The sequence below is a fragment of the Huaxiibacter chinensis genome, from assembly GCF_022171985.1.
GTDB classification, from domain to species: Bacteria; Pseudomonadota; Gammaproteobacteria; order Enterobacterales; family Enterobacteriaceae; genus Enterobacter; species Enterobacter chinensis_A.
In genome coordinates, this window is sequence record NZ_JAJVHF010000014.1 from 23,854 (window position 1) to 42,072 (window position 18,219).

An 18,219-nucleotide genomic window follows, 5' to 3' on the forward strand; every position below is an offset into this window, starting at 1 on the left:
GAGCAATGACTAAAACGACCAGGATTATCACCTGGATAGTAGGGATCTTCTTGTTGTTGATTGTGGTGGCAATCATCATTATTGCGACGTTTGACTGGAACCGTCTCAAACCGACCATCAACCAGAAAGTCTCCACTGAACTCAACCGGCCCTTCGCGATTCGCGGGGATTTAGGCGTGGTATGGGAACGCCAGAAAACGGAAACCGGCTGGCGAAGCTGGGTGCCCTGGCCGCACGTTCATGCCAACGATATTGTCCTCGGCAATCCGCCAGACATTCCTGAAGTGACGATGGTGCATCTGCCCCGCGTAGAAGCCACGCTGGCGCCGCTGGCGCTGCTGACGAAAACCGTCTATTTACCCTGGATCAAACTGCAACAACCGGATGCGCGGCTGATCCGCCTGTCGGAAAAAAACAACAACTGGACGTTCAACCTGGCGAGCAGCGGCGAAAAAGATCCCAACGCGCAGCCGTCGTCGTGGTCTTTCCGTCTGGATAATATTTTGTTCGATCGCGGACGGATCGCGATCGACGATAAGGTCAGCAAAGCCGACGTGGAGATCCTGGTTGATCCGCTCGGGAAGCCGCTCCCGTTTAGTGAAGTCTCTGGCAGCAAAGGCAAAGATGATAAAAATCGGATTGGTGATTATGTCTTTGGCCTGAAAGCGAAAGGGCGCTACAACGACCAGGCGGTGACCGGTTCAGGGAAAATAGGCGGGATGTTAGCGTTACGCAGCGAAGGCACGCCTTTCCCGGTGCAGGCTGATTTCCGCTCCGGCAATACCCGTGTGGCCTTCGTGGGTACCGTTAACGACCCGATGAACATGGGCGGCGTGGATCTCCAGCTGAAATTTGCCGGCGATTCGCTGGGTGAACTTTACGATCTCACTGGCGTGTTGCTGCCGGATACGCCGCCGTTTGAAACGGACGGTCGGCTGGTGGCGAAGATCGATGCTGAAAAATCTTCCGTATTTGACTATCGCGGGTTTAATGGCCGTATCGGCGACAGCGATATTCACGGCTCCCTGACCTATACCACCGGTAAGCCACGGCCAAAACTGGAAGGGGATATGGAATCCCGCCAGCTTCGCCTGGCCGATTTAGGTCCGCTGATTGGTGTCGACTCCGGTAAAGGGGCGCAAAAATCGAAAAATTCAGAGCAGAAAAAGGGTGAAAAAGATCTTCAGCCTGCGGGCAAAGTGCTGCCTTACGATCGCTTTGAAACCGATAAGTGGGACGTGATGGACGCCGATGTGCGTTTCAAAGGGCGTAAAATCGAGCATGGCAGTTCTCTGCCGCTGAGCGACCTGTCCACCCACGTTATTCTCAAAAACGGCGACCTGCGCTTACAGCCGCTGAAATTTGGCATGGCAGGCGGAACCATCAGCGCGAATATCCACCTTGAGGGGGATAAAAAGCCGATGCAGGGCCGCGCTGACATTAAGGCCCGCAAGCTGAAGCTTAAAGAGCTGATGCCTGACGTGGAGCTGATGCAGAAAACGCTTGGTGAAATGAACGGCGACGCGGAGATTCGCGGCGTCGGGAACTCTGTCGCAGCACTGCTTGGCAGCGGCAACGGTAATCTCAAGCTGTTGATGAATGACGGGCTGGTGAGCCGTAACCTGATGGAAATCCTGGGGCTGAACGTGGGTAACTTCGTTATCGGCCAGATTTTTGGCGATGATGAGGTGCGGGTAAACTGTGCGGCAGCCAACCTGGATTTGGTCAATGGCGTGGCGCGTCCGCAGATCTTTGCCTTTGACACCGAGAATGCAGTGATTAACGTCACGGGCACCGCGAGTATGGCCTCTGAACAGCTTGATTTGACCATTAATCCGGAGAGTAAAGGGTTCCGTATTATTACGTTGCGTTCACCGCTGTATGTCCGGGGCACCTTCAAAAATCCGCAGGCGGGCGTAAAAGCCGGGCCGCTGATTGCACGAGGTGCAGTGGCAGCCGCTCTGGCGACGCTGGTGACGCCAGCGGCGGCGTTACTGGCGCTGATTTCCCCGTCGGAAGGCGATGCGAATCAATGCCGGACGATATTGTCGCAGATGAAAAAGTGATGTGCGGGCTGATGCCCTCACCCCAGCCCTCTCCCACAGGGAGAGGGAACCGTACTGTTTTCCCTTCTACCCTCTCGCTCTCCCAAATGAAGAAGATGCAGCAGGGTGTTCCCCCTCTCCCACAGGGAGAGGGAACCGTACGGTTTTCCCTTCTACTCGCTCGCTCTCCCACAAGAAGAAGGTGCAGCAGGGTGTTCCCCCTCTCCCACAGGGAGAGGGAACCGCACGGTTTTCCCTTCTACTCGCTCGCTCTCCCACAAGAAGAAGGTGCAGCAGGGTGTTCCCCCTCTCCCTGTGGGAGAGGGTCGGGGTGAGGGCATCATACTGGAACAGAACAGTAAGCCGGGTCGGGCGTCGCCGCCCCCCGGCCATCAACAATTACAGAGCCTGATGTTTAGTCTCATGCGTTAACAGCAGCGCGATCAGCGTGAGTGCCGCCATAGACGCCAGGTAAACCCCCACGTAGAACAATCCGTAGTTCGCCTGTAACCAGGTGGCGATATAGGGTGCAACCGACGCGCCCAGAATAGACGAGACGTTATAGGAGAACGATGCCCCGGTATAACGCACTTCGGTCGGGAACAGTTCAGGCAGCAGCGCGCCCATTGGGCCAAACGTCAACCCCATCAGGCTTAAACCAATCAGCAGATAGGCCATCACCAGCGCCGGGCTGCCGGAGCTTAACAGCGGCGGGAAGACAAACAGCGCGAACAGAATGATCAGCGTCGTAATCACAATCATGGTGGTGCGGCGACCGAACTTGTCCGCCAGCAGGCCGGCAATCGGCACCATCACACCAAATCCAATCACCGCCATCATCAACATCCACAGCACTTCATTGCGCGGCAGACCCAGGCCAACCGGCGCGGCGGCGGTACTGAAGGTCATTGAATAGACCGTCATGATGTAGAACAGAGTATAAGTCGCCAGCATGATAAAGGTGCCCAGCACCGTCACGCGAAGATGTTTGGTCAGCAGCGTGCCAAGCGGGATCTTCACCTGCTTTTTCGCCGCCGCCACTTTGGCGAACACCGGGGTCTCATGCAGCGAGACTCGCACATACAAGCCAATCAGAACCAGCACGGCAGAGAAAATAAACGGAATACGCCAGCCCCAGCTCATAAACTGCTCGTCAGTCAGCAGCCAGGAGAGCAGCAGAAACGTTCCGTTAGCGAAGAAGAAACCAATAGGGGCGCCAAGCTGCGGGAACGAACCGTATAAGGCACGTTTACGCGGCGGGGCATTCTCGGTAGCCAGCAGGGCCGCACCGCCCCATTCGCCTCCCAGTCCCAGGCCCTGACCAAAGCGTGCCAGCGCCAGCAGCATCGGGGCCAGAATACCAATGGTGTCATAGGTCGGCAGCAAACCGATCGCCACCGTAGAAATCCCCATCGTCAGCAGCGAGGCGACGAGGGTCACTTTACGACCCACGCGATCGCCAAAGTGTCCGAAGACCGCAGAGCCAATCGGGCGGGCGATGAAGGCGATAGCGAACGTTGCCAGCGATTGCAGCGTTGCAGCGGTTGGGTCGCCCTGTGGGAAGAAGATATGCGGGAAGACGATAACCGCAGCGGTCGCATAAATATAGAAATCAAAGAATTCGATCGCGGTGCCAATCAGAGAGGCAACGACGACTTTATTACGCGAGTTTACCGGCGTGCTTTCCGGTTCAGTATCGAGAGTGGTGGCTGTGGCTTGCATAGTAATTTCTTATTTTTAGACGAACGAAGGGCCATATTACGCACAGCAAAACCGACATTTCAATGTGTAACAATCCCGGCGTGTGGTGAAAAAAGAGGCAAAAAGGGGATAATTTTCAGACCAGCAAAATCACTTCTATGAAATGCTTCACGTTTTTCTAATATCAGTGAATAAAACTGGTTTTTGGTTAAATAAAAGTTACGGGCTGGATTTATATGCTGAAATGGAAAGTTGGGCTGAAATTTTCAGCCCACTCAGTGTATTAACGATGTGATTTGCCGGGCATTCTTGGGTCGTCTTTGTACTCTGCCGTGGCGATCCAGGCCGCGCAGAACAAGGTCAGACGGGCAAAGAAGTAGAAAAAGGCCATCAGGCCAAGTACTGAACCAAATGCCGCGCCAGAAGGGGATTTAACCAGCGAGGGCAAGGTGTAGGTCATAACAATCTTTATGACCTCAAAACCGATGGCGGCGATCAAGGTACCGCGAATTAACGCTTTTTTACGCGGGCGATGACGCGGCAAACGCCAGAATATCCAGAAGAACAACAAATAGTTCGCGAATATAGAGATGGCTAACCCAATCACCCGCCACGCGGGTTTAAGCCATTCGATGTTATCCAGATACAGCGCGGAGATTATTAATTGCTGCGCTGAGCCGGCTACAGAGGTGATAGACAGCGTGACAATCAGGGCAAACAGCAGGCCAATCAGCGACACGAAATCGCGTAAATATTTCACCCATATCTTTTCCTGATCCTGCGGTTTCCGCTCCCAGACGTCACGCGACTGGGCGCGAATGGCTTCACGCAGGTTCCCCATCCAGTTAATCCCGGAATAAAGCGCAATTAACAGCCCCACGATACCCACGGTGGTACGTTGCTGCACCGCCGTGTTGATCGTGCTTTTAAGGGTGGCGGCGAGCGTGGGATCGCTGACGTTCAGCAGGATTTTAGAGAAAATGTCCTGCAGCAGCGTGGGGTGTGAAGCAAGCACAAAACCCGCGGCGGCAAACGAAACCATCATGATCGGAATCATCGACAGGAACGAGAAGTAGGTAATCGCTGCACCAAACTGGTTGCCCATACGGTCGCTAAAACGCTCTGCCGCGCGAATAATATGCGCAATCATCGGCCGGCGTTGGATCTTCTCTGCCGTATCCGTGACGGTCGCCAGCGCCTTGTTTGCCTTGCCGGGTTCTTTTTCCGGCTCTGGCCTGGTCTCCATCTTTTTGATGGGTTCGAAATCAATTTCAGGGGTCGGTCGTTGCGGGTTGTTTTCCGGCGTCACGCGTCATTTCCTTTTCGTTTGGCTGGATGTAAATGAAAGTATAGCTTGTGACTAGTCGACATAGGTTTTCATCAGTTCTGTCAGCCACTCCATAAACAGATGGACTCGCCGGGAGAGATTGCGGCGGTGAGGATAAATCAGGGAGACCGGCATCGCTTCGGCACGATATTGCGGCAAAATTTCGATAAGCTTTTTCGCCCGCAGGGCTTCCCGAACCCCCACGCGAGGCACCTGAATAATGCCCAGCCCGGCGAGGCAGGCAGCCTGATAGGTCTCGGTGCTGTTTACGGTGAGAATCCCCCCGGTTTTGATCCAGTGCGTGGTATCGCCGTTAAAAAACTCAAAACCCTGTGGTCGTGTACCCAGATTAACCGAGTAGTGAATCACCGCATGCGAGGCGAGATCGTCCAGGTTCTGCGGATAACCAAAGCGCGTCAGATAATCCGGGCTGGCGCAGTTGACGATCGACAGTTTGCCAAGCGGACGGGCAATCAACCCCGAGTCTTTGAGCGTCCCGACCCGTACCACGCAGTCAAACCCTTCGCGCACCACGTCAACCAGACGATCGCTGCTGCTGAGTTCCAGTTCAATGCCCGGATACTGCTGCAGAAACGCGGGCAGTTTGGGGATGATTAAATTTCGTGCAACGCCGACGGGCATATCGACACGTAGTCGACCGCTGATACTGGCGGGATCGTGCTGAAATAGTCCGTCCAGTTCATCGAGGTTTGCCAGCAAATCTTTTGCCCGCTCGTAATAGACCATACCGTCCTGCGTGAGGCTCACGCGGCGCGTGGTACGGTGCAAAAGCTGCGTGCCTAACAGGTTTTCCAGCGCCTGTATCTGACGCGATACGCTACCTTTAGGAAGGCCGAGCGTGTCCGCTGCGCGGGAAAAACTTTCCAGTTCGGCGACGCGAATGAAGAGCTGCATTGCGTGAATTTTATCCATAGCCTGCCCTCATTGTTGTTGCAACTGAAACAGTAAAACGTTTTTGAGCATCTTTATTGATTTTCTATCACCTAATAAGCTCTTTCTCAATCTACATCACAGCTAAAACGAGGTTTCTTATGACAGAACGTATCGCATTAGTGACTGGCGGCAGCCGCGGACTGGGCAAGAACGCGGCATTGAAGCTGGCAGCAATGGGCACAGGCATCATCCTCACTTACAACAGCAGCCAGAAAGAGGCGCTCGCTGTGGTACGTGAAATTGAAGAAAAAGGCGTAAAGGCCGTGGCATTGCAGCTAAACGTGGGCGATGTCAGCCGCTTTGAGCCTTTCGCCAAAGAGGTTCAGTCGCAGCTTAAGCATGTGTGGCAGCGCGACGCCTTCGATTATTTGTTGAACAATGCCGGCACCGGTTTATACGCGCCGTATGCAGACACCACTGAAGCGCAATTTGATGACGCGTTAAACATTCATTTTAAGGGGCCGTTCTTCCTGACTCAGCGGCTCTTACCCTTAATCAAAGATGGCGGACGTATTCTGAATGTCTCCAGCGGGCTTGCCCGTTTTGCACAGCCTGGTTCCAGCGCCTATGCGGCCATGAAAGGGGCCATGGAGGTGCTGACGCGTTATCAGGCTAAAGAGCTGGGCGCACGGGGGATCTCGGTAAATATTATTGCCCCTGGCGCGATTGAGACCGATTTTGGCGGTGGCCGCGTGCGGGATAACGGCGAGCTAAACAAAATGCTGGCCTCACAAACGGCTCTGGGGCGCGTTGGATTGCCGGATGACATTGGTGATGCCATTGCGGCCTTGTTGAGCGATAAGCTGGGCTGGATGAATGCGCAACGTATTGAAGTTTCAGGCGGCATGTTCCTGTAATGGTTTTTCCGGGTCTTGAGATTATCCTTAAGGCATATATGTCAAAGTTTAAGATATGTCTCATGAGCCGGGTGTTTTGTAACCCTTCCTGAGTGGGCGCTTTTTCTTATTAACGTCCCCTGTAAAATGAGTCGCTATGCCGATTTACAGGAGAAGAAAATAATGCACATTGTCATTTTTGACAGGCAGCCAATATTTATTCAGGGAGTGGTTACCCATTTACACGCCATCACTCCGGAGTGGCATATTGAGGGGACAAGTCAGACAGATGAATTATGGTCACTGTTGTCCTCGACGCCCACCGGCATCGTGATGGTCGATGGGGAAATGCATCACGAATACTGTTTATGGCTGCTGGAAGAGATCGGCAGCCGTTTTCCCGCTATTAGCAAAGTGGTGGTATTGAATCGGAAAAATAGCGAATGGATAGAGCAGCTTATTCAACGAAATGTGCTGGCTATTATTCCCCGTAATGCCGCTGCGGATCTGTACACGTCTATTTTGCAGATGGTCTCTTTAGGCATGGCCTGCATCCCCGGAAAATGGCTTAAATCGTCCGCTGCAGGCCAGCAGGGGTTGTCCTGCCTGAGCGAACGCCAGCTGGATGTTCTGAAATTACTCGCTGACGGTGAATCGAACAAAGCGATTGGCCGGGCGCTTAATATCAGTGCGGCGACCGTTAAGGCACATTTAGAAGCGTTATTCCGTCGGTTGGACGTTAAAAACCGGACGCAGGCAGCGCTGCTTTATAGCCGCGTGGCCTGATATCACCCATGCAGTAGATGAGAATGATATTACGCAAGATCGCGTGAAATCCCCCTGCTGAACAGCATCGCGATAAGCGCGTCGTGCTCGTCGGGTTGCAGCGGGGAGATATTCATTTTACTCAGTACTTTTTCGCATTCCGCTAAATCTTCTACCAGAAGAATGTCGGCCATTTCCGGCGTAATGATCGTCGGTAAATTCTCATATGCCGTTATGACATGCCCATATCCAATAACCCACAGCCCTTTTTCGTCCCGATATTTTTCCAGGGAAAGTCCATGGTGTTTCTTAATGAGCGCGATACCTTCATAAGAGATAGTAAGTGAATGACCTGTCATTATCGTTTCCTCTCAGTCAGGGAAGACTGTAGAGGAAACAGGGCGCAGGGCCTATCAGCCAAATGGCGGTTGATCGTGATGATATTCACTTTTGAGCAGACCAAAAATCCAGTCGTTTTGCCAGCGGCCAGCCAGAAAATAGCTCTCTCTCAGCTCCCCTTCCAGTACAAAGCCGACTTTTTCCAGCAGTCGTCTTGAGGCGATATTGCCCACGGTGACCGTGGCGATCAGGCGTCGGATCCCGCCCTGGGTAAAGGCAAAGTCGCAGACAGCCCGCAGTGACTCTCCGGCAAATCCTTTTCCCTGCGCTTCGGGTGCGAACAGAAACCCGACTTCGGCACAATCATCTTCCCGATGAATATATCCAGTGACGCCGAGCGGTGTCTGGGTAGCTGTTTCTCGCACCACAAGGCAAAGCCAGTGCGGACTGCCGGGGAGCCACTCGGGCAGACGCGCATCAAATGCTGGCCGAATCGCAGCGACTGGCCTGGCCTCATCGACATAGCGCATAACGTCAGGATGCTGCTGCAGCGACAGGTAAAAGGGCCAGTCCTCCTCGCGTAGGGGAGAACAGGTCAGGCGCGGAGTGGTCAGGGCAAGCATAGGTTTTCTCCAGGGATAATTTTCATTGATTATAGAGCTGTCACTTTATTTATCTATAAACTCAGTTATGGTTTAAGTACGCAGAAATTAAAAGAAAAATGACTTTTTTTGGCCAGCATAATTCGCTGCCAATGTACGTTAAGGAAAATGATGACACTGAGTCCATCGCACCACATCCGCGAACAATTTGAACACTGTCTGGCTATTATCCGGCAGGCTTCAATAGAAATCTTATTGCTTCTGAATGTTCACGTTGCGGAAGGTAAAGATCCACGTTGGTTCCTGGAACAACTCGATTCTGCGCGCCTGGCCCTGGGAGGATGGGGCGCGGTGGCAAAACGCCTGAACCTGAATGACGCCGAAATGTCGGACTTCACCTTACAGCTCAGGCTGTTACAGCAGCGCGTTCCGCAGTATGAAAGCGGTCAGGACGTAAGTGAGAATCAGCTTATTGCCGCCGTGCGGTTTGTGACCGCGCTGGAGCATTTGCGCCTGCAACAACCCCTGCTGGGCTATAACACCGAGCTCATAGCCGGCAGCGATTCGCAGCAACAGCAGGCGCACAAACAGGTGCGGGCGCTGGAGCTCATCCTGAAATCGCTGATTTTGCAGGCATGGCCCGATCCGGTGCGGCTGAACAATCATCTGAAAACCCTGTTCAATGCCGATCGCGTGCGCCGCTGGCTTAAGCAGGCGGAGCGTAACGACGTGCTCAGCGGCATGATGTTCAGCGAACTGGCCCAGATGGTGGTGGATAAAAAAGAGTTCAGCCGCTACTACTCGCCGATATTTAATGACCGCACCATGCTGACGCTGCTGGTCGAGCCGCGCAAAACCTTACAGACTTTCCTGGATGATATACGTCAGATACGCAACGCGCTCACGGTTCAGCAACCGTTAAGTTCCGCGCAAATTTTGCTGCTCGACAACTACTATACGCAGATTGCGGGGCCGGTTCAGCGCGCGTTTGAAGAAGGGCGCACGCGTATAAACCCGGCCGGGCTGATGTCGGTCGATGCGGGTGAGCTGCACAACTTCTGGGAAGAGGCGCAGAAAAGAGATCGGCAGACCGGCGGCGATCTGTTTGAGGTGCGCGACAGCATTGAAAAACCGACGCAGCGGACTCCCCGTACGCCTGAGCAGCGCGATCAGCTGATCTCTACCACCCTTTGGGGGGCCGTCGGCGTCATGGTGATCGCCATTATTGCGGGCGGCGTCTGGCTGGTCACCAGCAGTGAGCCGGCCACACCGGTAGCGCAGGTCAGCATGGAGAGTCAGGCAGCACAGCCGCCGCAGACCATGCGTGAGAAACCGTCATCCAGAGAGACCCTCACCAGGATGGGGATCACCTGGGACGAGAGTAATTTCCGTTCCGCCATCGAGCGTAACGATTCACGCGTGGCGTTGCTTTTCCTGCAAGGGGGAATGGACTGGAAGCTCTCCTGGACCGAACAGGCGTTGTCGCAGAACCACGAAGACGTGCTGGAGATACTGATGCGCTATCGCCTGCAAATGGTGGAGCAGAAGCCGTGTCGTCGCTTTATCACCACGCTCAGTCACGCCATGGCGAACGGTGACGAGCTGACGTCGATGCGTAAAACGTTTCTGCAGGCATTTTGTACCGTGCCTGCCGTGGTGCAACGCCAGAAATATGAGGCCGAGCAGGCAAAACGACGCGCGCTGGCCCAGCCTGACAGCAATACAAAAAAATGGCAGTCTATTCAGACCGCCATTTATGATGTCATTCGCTAGTGCCGCATGTCGCGTTAAGGTTCGCCGTACAGCCCGATCAGGCGGCGTACCACGCCATTAGTCCAGCCGAAGCCATCCTGTAACGGATATTCACCGCCGCCGCCTTCACGCGGCGTGCTGCTGGCGATATGGTATTTTTCAATCAGCTTATGGTGATCTTTATAAAAATGATTCACCGTTTGCAGCCAGCTCCAGGCAATTTCATCGCCCAGTGAATCGTTGCCGTACTGTTTAAAGCCCTGGATCGCCATCCACTGCAGCGGCGCCCAGCCGTTAGGCTTATCCCACTGCTCGCCGGTCTCATACTCGGTCGCCATAATACCGCCTGGCGTCAGCAGGCGCGCTTTGATCACGTCGGCCAGTTTTTCGGCCTGCTCGTGAGTCGCCATGCCAACGTAGAGAGGCACAATACTGGCGGCAGAAAAGAGGGCCATCTCTTCACGACGCCAGTCGTAATCGCGATAGCATCCGTTTTCCTCATCCCACAGATAGCGGTTAACCGCAGCACGGCGATCGCTCGCTTTCTGACGGAACAGGTCAGCGGTCTCTTTATCGCCCTTGGAGGCAGAAATATTGGCTATCGCGCTTTCGAGCTTGAACAGGAAGGCGTTCAGATCGATAGGGATAAACTGTGTCGTGCGTATACTGGCGAGACGGCCAGGATCCCGCAACCAGCGCGACGAGTAATCCCAGCCGGACGCGGCACCGGCACGCAGATCGCGATAGACCTCATTCGGCGGTCGTCCGGAATGACGTGCGGTTTCGACATCCTCAATCCAGGATTCGTCGCGCGGCGTATCGCGGTCATCCCAGTAGCGGTTGAGCAGCGATCCATCCGGCATACGCACCGCGCTACGGTACGCCTGGTTCAGCATCAGCGATTCCGCACCGTCCATCCAGAAGGCGTATTCCATCTTCAGATGGTCCAGATAACGCTTCGCCCCTCGTACGCCATCCTCTTCAAACAACTCCACCATCAGGGCGAAGACGGGCGGCTGAGAACGGCTCAGATAGTAAGTGCGGTTGCCGTTAGGGATATGACCATAGCGTTCAATCAGCCACGCAAAGTTATCCGCCATACATTTCAGCAGATCGTTACGGCCACTTTCTGCCAGCCCCAGCATGGAGAAGTAAGAGTCCCAGTAGTAGGTCTCGCTAAAGCGTCCGCCGGGCACGATATATGCCTGCGGCAGGGCCAGCAGCGACGACCAAGGGATGTGATCCTGCGGCTCGCGCGTCAGGACCGGCCACAGGTTATCAATGTGCTCTTTCAGCGTCCGGCTCGGATCCGAGACATATTCAGTAGTCAGCGAATCGGGCATCCAGAAGTGGTTTTCAACAAAGCGGGCCAGGTCAAAATCCCGGTGACGACGAACCTTACGATAACGAATGAGAATATCCAGCGGATCCATCTTGGGCGCGCAGTCAGGAAAGGTTTTGCTGTCGGCAAACAGACGTGTCGACTGCACGTGCTCAAATAATTCCAGATAACGATCGGCAGGGGTCAGCGCGTCAGAGGCGGGCAACCCTTCAATCATTTCCGGTTCCGGCTCCGCCTCGATCATTTCATCCAGTTTTAACTCGCAGGGATCGGTTTCGTAGCGCAGCTCTTCTGCGATTTCGAATTCTACGATGTCAGCGGCGTGTAGTTTCTGGTTGAACATGGTGGTTAGGACCTCCGGTTTGCGTCGTCACAAATACGGGTGTTTCTTGGACATGTATTAAGTTTAGACACTCGCTTCGGTGAATGTGGAGCGAAGTGTGCGGTAGATCACATTTTGATTCGCCATCACGTTCCCCGAAAATCACGGTATCTTACTGATAGTCATGCAGGAATGGTAAAAATACGGAACATGCGGGTGCCAGGAAATTCAGAAGATTCGTTTAGCCAATATTGATGAAAAACGCCCTGAAATGTCGTTCACCCCGTGGAAGATCTCCCTCAGGCGTGGCGGGAATCCTGGTTGAGTTTGGCGCTATTCTGCTGCGCTTTTTCATTTGCGCCCGCGCTTTCACTCAGGGCCTGGCTGGCCGCTTTTTCCGCATGTGCTGCACTGTACGCCGCCAGGTGGGAAATAACGATAGCGTAAATACTCATCAGCGAAACCCAAAGGATACTGTTTTTCCACCAGAGCAGCGTAGGGATGGTCAACATCGCCCAGACCAGAGCCAGGGTCAGATGAAATTTCGCCATCAGTTTGGCGGTAATTTTTACGTGCATTTTCTGTCTCATTGTCTGTTCACAGGTGAATGATTCGGCTGAAGATAAGCGTAGCTAAACTGGCTTTCTGCGACGGACAAATTTGTTACCGATTGTACATTTCATTCATTGGTTCATTGCCTCATATCCCCGGTGACCCTGGGCCAGGCAAAAAAAAACTGGCCGCAGGGGGCCAGTTTTTGCGCGTGAAGCGAATGGATGCTAGCGCATCGTAACAAACTCTTCTGCCGCAGTAGGGTGGATCGCCACGGTGTTATCGAAATCTTTCTTCGTCGCGCCCATTTTCAGCGCGACGGCGAAGCCTTGCAGGATTTCGTCCATGCCGAAGCCGATACCATGAATCCCGACAATCTTCTCTTCCGGGCCGACGCAGACCAGCTTCATGCGGCAGGGCTGACGGTGAGAGGTCACCGCGGTGTACATCGCCGTAAAGGACGATTTGTACACTTTTACCTGGTCGTCGCCATACTGCTCGCGTGCCTGCGGTTCGGTTAAGCCCACGGTGCCAATCGGTGGATGGCTGAAGACCACGGTCGGGATATTGCTGTAATCCAGATGCTCATCCGGCTTATTGTTAAACAGGCGCTCGGACAGGCGACGGCCTGCGGCAACGGCAACGGGCGTCAGCTCGACGGCCCCGGTGTTATCGCCCACCGCATAAATGCCCGGCACGCTGGTGTTCTGGAACTTATCAACAACGATATAGCCTTTGTCATTGGTTTCAACGCCGGTCACCGCCAGGTTGAAATTGTCATTCGCCGGTTCGCGACCAATAGCCCAGATCAGGCAATCTACGGTCTGGCTGCGGCCATCTTCTAACGTCAGCGTCAGGCTGCCATCGGCATTTTTTTCGATCGCTTTCGGCACGGCGTGGGTATGCAGCGTGGGGCCTTCCGCATTCATCACCTCAACCAGCGTCTCGACAATCAGCGGGTCAAAACTGCGCAGCGGAGCATGTTTACGCACGAACAGATGGGTTTCAGCGCCCAGACCATTAATCACACCAGCCAGTTCTACGGCGATATAACCGGCGCCGATCACCGCAACGCGCTTCGGCAGCGCAGGCAGTTCGAAGAAACCGTCAGAGTCGATACCGTACTCCGTGCCGGGAATATCCGGATGGGCAGGACGGCCGCCGGTAGCGATCAGGATATGATCGGCCGTGATCGTCTCGCCGTTGACTTCGATCGTTTTCGCATCAACAAAGCGGGCAAAGCCTTTGATGACATCGACGTTATTTTTACCCAGCACGTTGTCATACGAGGTATGGATGCGGTCAATATAAGCGGTACGGCTGGCAACCAGTTTGTTCCAGTCAAAGTGATTGATGGTGGTGTCAAAGCCGTAATCCGGGCCATACATATGGATGGCCTCGCGGATTTGCGCCGCGTGCCACATGACTTTCTTCGGTACACAGCCGACGTTAACGCAGGTGCCGCCCAGCTCTTTGGCTTCGATCAGCGCACACTTCTGGCCGTACATGGCTGCACGGTTAATAGAGGCGATACCGCCGCTGCCGCCGCCAATGGCGATGTAGTCATAATGCTTGCTCATGGGTCTTATCCTTAATGTCTGATTGCCGCGATTGTATACCTGAAATCAATAGGTTCCACCGATGATTGCGATTACTCCGGCACGATCCAACTGACGGTCGCGTGGCCCGTTCCGGCAGGAACCAGTTTTTTATGCAGCCACGGCAGCACGTTGTTCATCTGCCCTTCGAGCTTCCACGGTGGGTTAATGACAATCATGCCGGAGGCGGTCATCCCGCGCTGATCGCTGTCAGGACGGACGGCCAGTTCAACCTGCAGAATTTTGCGAATGCCGGTGGCTTCCAGCTCCTTAATCATGCGTTTAATCTGCGCACGCAGGACCACCGGATACCACAGGGCGTAGGTCCCGGTAGCAAAACGTTTGTAGCCTTCATGAATGCCGGTCACCACTGCCTGATAATCAGTTTTGATTTCGTAAGGCGGGTCGATCAGCACCAGGCCGCGACGGGAGACCGGAGGCAGCTTCGATTTCAGCTGTTGGTAACCATCGGCTTTTTCCACGCGTGCGCGATCGTCTTTCTGGAATTCAGAACGCAGCAGCGGGAAGTCGCTTGGGTGCAGCTCAGTCAGTTGCAGACTGTCCTGCTCGCGCAGCAGCTGGCGCGCAATGAGCGGCGAGCCCGGATAGTAACGTAACTGGCCGCTACGGTTAAAATGGTTAACCACGCTGATATACGGCTCCAGTTCGGCGGGCAGGTCATCCTGTTGCCAGATGCGCGCGATACCTTCCAGATATTCACCGGTACGCTCCGCATGCTGGCTGCTTAACTGATAACGGCCTGCGCCTGCGTGGGTGTCCAGATAGAGAAACGGTTTTTCTTTCTCTTTCAGTGATTCAATAATCAGGCTCTGAACGGTATGTTTGAGGACATCGGCGTGGTTGCCCGCGTGGAAGCTGTGGCGATAACTGAGCATGGGTAAAGGTATTCCAGGTTGTAAGCGTAGGCCCGAAAGCAGCGCGCCATCAGGCAAAAAGAGTGCGTATTGGCACAGTATACAGAAAAGTCGGCAGCGCCGCGAAAGCGCAACGCCTGGCATTGAAATTCACGGAACTATCCCCCATTCTAAACAGAATATGCATAGCGCCGGATGCGCGCTTCATTCACCTTCTTCAACAGGACAGCGCTTATGACCAATCCATTACTGACCCCGTTTACGTTGCCACCGTTTTCTGAAATCCAGCCTGAACATGTGGTCCCTGCGGTCACCAAAGCGCTGGATGATTGCCGCTCAGCGGTAGAAAGCGTGGTTGCGCAGGGCGGGCCGTACACCTGGGAAAATCTGTGCCAGAAACTGGCTGAAGTGGATGACGTGCTGGGTCGCCTGTTTTCACCGGTCAGCCATCTGAATTCCGTGAAAAACAGCCCGGAGCTGCGTGAAGCTTACGAGCAAACGCTGCCGCTGCTCTCTGAATACAGCACCTGGGTTGGGCAGAATGAAGGGCTGTACAACGCTTATCGCGATCTGCGGGACGGTGAGCACTATGCCTCGCTGGATATTGCGCAGAAAAAAGCGGTAGATAACGCGCTGCGTGACTTTGAGCTATCCGGTATTGGTCTGCCGAAAGAGAAACAGCAGCGCTACGGTGAGATTGCCGCGCGTCTGTCTGAGTTGGGCAACCAGTACAGCAATAACGTTCTCGACGCCACCATGGGCTGGTCGAAACTGATTACCGATGAATCTGAGCTGGCCGGTATGCCGGAAAGCGCGCTGGCCGCGGCGAAAGCACAGGCTGAAGCGAAAGAGCAGGAAGGTTTCCTGATCACGCTGGATATCCCAAGCTATCTGCCGGTGATGACCTATTGCGATAACCAGGCATTGCGCGAAGAGTTATACCGCGCCTACAGCACGCGCGCTTCTGACCAGGGGCCAAATGCCGGTAAATGGGATAACAGCCCGGTAATGGCTGAAATCCTTGCGCTGCGCCATGAACTGGCCGGACTGCTGGGCTTTGACAGCTACGCGGATAAATCGCTTGCCACCAAAATGGCAGAAAACCCTCAACAGGTACTCGACTTCTTAACCGATCTGGCGAAACGCGCCCGCCCACAGGGTGAAAAAGAGCTGGCTCAGCTGCGTGCCTTCGCGAAGGCCGAATTCAACGTGGATGACCTGCAACCGTGGGATATCGCGTATTACAGCGAAAAACAGAAACAGCATCTCTACAGCATCAGCGACGAACAGCTGCGTCCTTACTTCCCGGAAAACAAAGCCGTTAACGGCCTGTTTGAAGTGGTCAAACGCATTTATGGTATTACCGCCAAAGAGCGCCACGACGTGGATGTCTGGCACCCTGAGGTGCGCTTCTTCGAGTTGTATGATGATAAAAATGAACTGCGCGGCAGCTTTTACCTCGACCTGTATGCACGCGAAAACAAGCGTGGCGGGGCCTGGATGGACGATTGCGTTGGTCAGATGCGTAAGGCAGATGGCTCGCTGCAAAAACCGGTCGCCTACCTGACCTGCAACTTCAACCGTCCGGTCAGCGGCAAACCTGCGCTGTTTACCCATGACGAAGTGATCACTTTGTTCCACGAGTTTGGTCACGGTCTGCACCATATGCTGACGCGTATCGAAGCCGCGGGCGTGTCGGGTATTAGCGGTGTGCCATGGGATGCAGTCGAACTGCCAAGTCAGTTCATGGAAAACTGGTGCTGGGAGCCAGAAGCCCTGGCGTTCATCTCGGGTCACTACGAGACGGGCGAGCCGTTACCAAAAGCGCTGTTGGATAAAATGCTGGCGGCGAAAAATTACCAGGCGGCAATGTTTATCCTGCGTCAGCTGGAGTTCGGCCTGTTCGATTTCCGTCTGCATGCGGAGTTTGATCCGGCTCAGGGGGCGAAAATCCTCGACACGCTGGCGGAGATTAAAAAGCAGGTAGCGTTGATTCCTGGACCCACCTGGGGCCGCTTCCCGCATGCGTTCAGCCATATCTTCGCGGGCGGCTACGCAGCCGGTTACTACAGCTATTTGTGGGCCGACGTTCTGGCAGCCGACGCCTTCTCTCGTTTCGAAGAGGAAGGGATCTTCAACCGTGAAACGGGCCAGTCTTTCCTGGATAACATCCTGACGCGCGGTGGTTCTGAAGAGCCAATGGAGCTGTTCAAGCGCTTCCGTGGCCGTGAGCCGCAGCTGGATGCCATGCTGGAGCACTACGGTATTAAGGGCTAGTTGATTCGTGAAGATTCACTTAGTAGATGAAACGGGCGCCGGAGACGGCGCCTTATCTGTTCTGGCGGCCCGCTGGGAGCTGGAGCACGATGAAGATAACCTGATGGCGCTGGTGATGACACCGACGCATCTGGAGCTTCGTAAGCGTGATGAGCCTAAGCTCGGCGGTATCTATGTCGATTTCGTCGGCGGCGCGATGGCCCATCGTCGTAAGTTTGGCGGCGGGCGTGGAGAAGCCGTGGCAAAAGCCGTTGGCGTAAAAGGCAGCTATCTCCCGGACGTGGTGGATGCTACGGCGGGCCTGGGGCGCGACGCGTTTGTGCTGGCCTCTGTCGGCTGTCATGTGCGCATGCTGGAACGTCATCCGGTGGTGGCGGCACTGCTCGACGACGGCCTGCGGCGCGGTTATGCCGACCCGGACATTGGACCGTGGCTGCAGACACGCTTACAGCTGATACACGCCTCAAGCCTGACGGCCCTGACGGATATCACGCCTCGCCCGCAGGTGGTTTATCTGGATCCTATGTTCCCGCATAAGCAGAAAAGTGCGCTGGTGAAAAAAGAGATGCGCGTGTTTCAGTCGCTGGTAGGGCCCGATCTGGATGCCGATGGTTTACTGTTGCCTGCGCGTCAGCTGGCGACCAAACGCGTGGTAGTGAAACGCCCGGACTATGCGCCGCCGTTAGCGGAGGTGGCGACGACCAATGCGGTGGTGACGAAAGGGCACCGGTTTGATATTTATTCGGGGACGCCGGAATAGCGCGAATGGGGGGGGTGCGGTCTGATGCCCTCACCCCAACCCCTCTCCCACAGGGAGAGGGGCTCGAGTAGTGCCCTCACATATTCCCGTGCAGCGGGGCGAGTGCAGTGCCCTCACTCAATCCCGTTCAGCGGGGCGATTAGGGGGCGCTCTTTCCAGACAGAAGTCAGGC

15 protein-coding genes are annotated in these 18,219 nt (G+C 54.7%); 6 read left to right on the forward strand and 9 right to left on the reverse strand.

From position 1 onward, the window contains the following. Positions 1 to 5 precede the first annotated feature (5 nt). A complete protein-coding gene (locus LZP96_RS20555) occupies positions 6 to 2,066 on the forward strand; it encodes an AsmA family protein (RefSeq protein ID WP_258926309.1) in 2,061 nt (686 codons plus the stop codon). Positions 2,067 to 2,444: 378 nt separating this feature from the next. On the opposite strand, the gene LZP96_RS20560 is transcribed toward LZP96_RS20555, so the two are convergent. From LZP96_RS20560 to LZP96_RS20570, 3 genes are all read right to left on the reverse strand, one after another. Beyond that, positions 2,445 to 3,767, reverse strand: coding sequence for an MFS transporter (locus tag LZP96_RS20560; RefSeq protein WP_064327853.1), 1,323 nt, complete (start codon positions 3,765 to 3,767; stop codon positions 2,445 to 2,447). Between the two features lie 262 nt (positions 3,768 to 4,029). Then, positions 4,030 to 5,055: an inner membrane protein YhjD gene (yhjD, locus tag LZP96_RS20565; RefSeq protein ID WP_258926310.1), complete on the reverse strand. Its 1,026-nt coding sequence runs from the start codon at positions 5,053 to 5,055 to the stop codon at positions 4,030 to 4,032. Positions 5,056 to 5,106: 51 nt separating this feature from the next. Then, on the reverse strand, positions 5,107 to 6,006 hold the full coding sequence (locus LZP96_RS20570; protein ID WP_064327851.1) for a LysR family transcriptional regulator: 900 nt from the start codon (positions 6,004 to 6,006) through the stop codon (positions 5,107 to 5,109). 119 nt (positions 6,007 to 6,125) lie between these two features. On the opposite strand from LZP96_RS20570, the gene LZP96_RS20575 reads away from it, so the two are divergent. Then, positions 6,126 to 6,884 carry an SDR family NAD(P)-dependent oxidoreductase gene (locus tag LZP96_RS20575; RefSeq protein ID WP_064327850.1) on the forward strand — a complete coding sequence of 253 codons (759 nt, stop codon included), beginning with the start codon at positions 6,126 to 6,128 and terminating at the stop codon, positions 6,882 to 6,884. A 162-nt stretch (positions 6,885 to 7,046) separates the two neighbouring features. Continuing rightward, the gene (locus LZP96_RS20580) at positions 7,047 to 7,649 is read left to right on the forward strand and encodes a response regulator transcription factor (protein WP_258926311.1); all 603 of its coding nucleotides are present in this window, start codon (positions 7,047 to 7,049) and stop codon (positions 7,647 to 7,649) included. A 29-nt stretch (positions 7,650 to 7,678) separates the two neighbouring features. Here the strand turns inward: LZP96_RS20580 and LZP96_RS20585 are convergent, their stop codons facing one another. Both LZP96_RS20585 and LZP96_RS20590 read right to left on the reverse strand, forming a co-directional pair. Then, complete coding sequence (locus LZP96_RS20585) at positions 7,679 to 7,987, reverse strand: lysozyme (protein WP_258926312.1); 309 nt, start codon at positions 7,985 to 7,987, stop codon at positions 7,679 to 7,681. Between the two features lie 54 nt (positions 7,988 to 8,041). Then, entirely contained in the window at positions 8,042 to 8,590 is a 549-nt protein-coding gene (locus LZP96_RS20590; RefSeq protein WP_064327847.1) for a GNAT family N-acetyltransferase, read from the reverse strand. Between the two features lie 150 nt (positions 8,591 to 8,740). Here LZP96_RS20590 and LZP96_RS20595 point away from each other — a divergent pair, with 150 nt between their 5' ends. Beyond that, on the forward strand, positions 8,741 to 10,342 hold the full coding sequence (locus tag LZP96_RS20595; protein ID WP_258926313.1) for an STY4199 family HEPN domain-containing protein: 1,602 nt from the start codon (positions 8,741 to 8,743) through the stop codon (positions 10,340 to 10,342). Positions 10,343 to 10,356: 14 nt separating this feature from the next. Here the strand turns inward: LZP96_RS20595 and LZP96_RS20600 are convergent, their stop codons facing one another. The 4 genes from LZP96_RS20600 to LZP96_RS20615 all read right to left on the reverse strand — a co-directional run bounded on the left by LZP96_RS20600 (position 10,357) and on the right by LZP96_RS20615 (position 15,031). Further along, positions 10,357 to 12,006, reverse strand: a complete 1,650-nt coding sequence (locus LZP96_RS20600) for an alpha,alpha-trehalase (RefSeq protein ID WP_258926314.1) — start codon at positions 12,004 to 12,006, stop codon at positions 10,357 to 10,359. A 278-nt stretch (positions 12,007 to 12,284) separates the two neighbouring features. Continuing rightward, positions 12,285 to 12,563: a monooxygenase gene (locus tag LZP96_RS20605; protein WP_258926315.1), complete on the reverse strand. Its 279-nt coding sequence runs from the start codon at positions 12,561 to 12,563 to the stop codon at positions 12,285 to 12,287. Positions 12,564 to 12,764: 201 nt separating this feature from the next. Then, positions 12,765 to 14,117, reverse strand: coding sequence for a glutathione-disulfide reductase (gene gorA / locus LZP96_RS20610; protein WP_064327843.1), 1,353 nt, complete (start codon positions 14,115 to 14,117; stop codon positions 12,765 to 12,767). Positions 14,118 to 14,188: 71 nt separating this feature from the next. Then, complete coding sequence (locus LZP96_RS20615; RefSeq protein WP_064327842.1) at positions 14,189 to 15,031, reverse strand: 23S rRNA (adenine(2030)-N(6))-methyltransferase RlmJ; 843 nt, start codon at positions 15,029 to 15,031, stop codon at positions 14,189 to 14,191. Positions 15,032 to 15,244: 213 nt separating this feature from the next. On the opposite strand from LZP96_RS20615, the gene prlC reads away from it, so the two are divergent. Both prlC and rsmJ read left to right on the forward strand, forming a co-directional pair. Further along, positions 15,245 to 17,287 (forward strand): oligopeptidase A, encoded by a 2,043-nt coding sequence (gene prlC, locus LZP96_RS20620; RefSeq protein WP_258926316.1) that lies wholly within the window; start codon positions 15,245 to 15,247, stop codon positions 17,285 to 17,287. A gap of 7 nt (positions 17,288 to 17,294) precedes the next feature. Continuing rightward, positions 17,295 to 18,047: a 16S rRNA (guanine(1516)-N(2))-methyltransferase RsmJ gene (gene rsmJ, locus LZP96_RS20625; protein ID WP_258926317.1), complete on the forward strand. Its 753-nt coding sequence runs from the start codon at positions 17,295 to 17,297 to the stop codon at positions 18,045 to 18,047. The last annotated feature ends 172 nt before the right edge of the window (positions 18,048 to 18,219 follow it).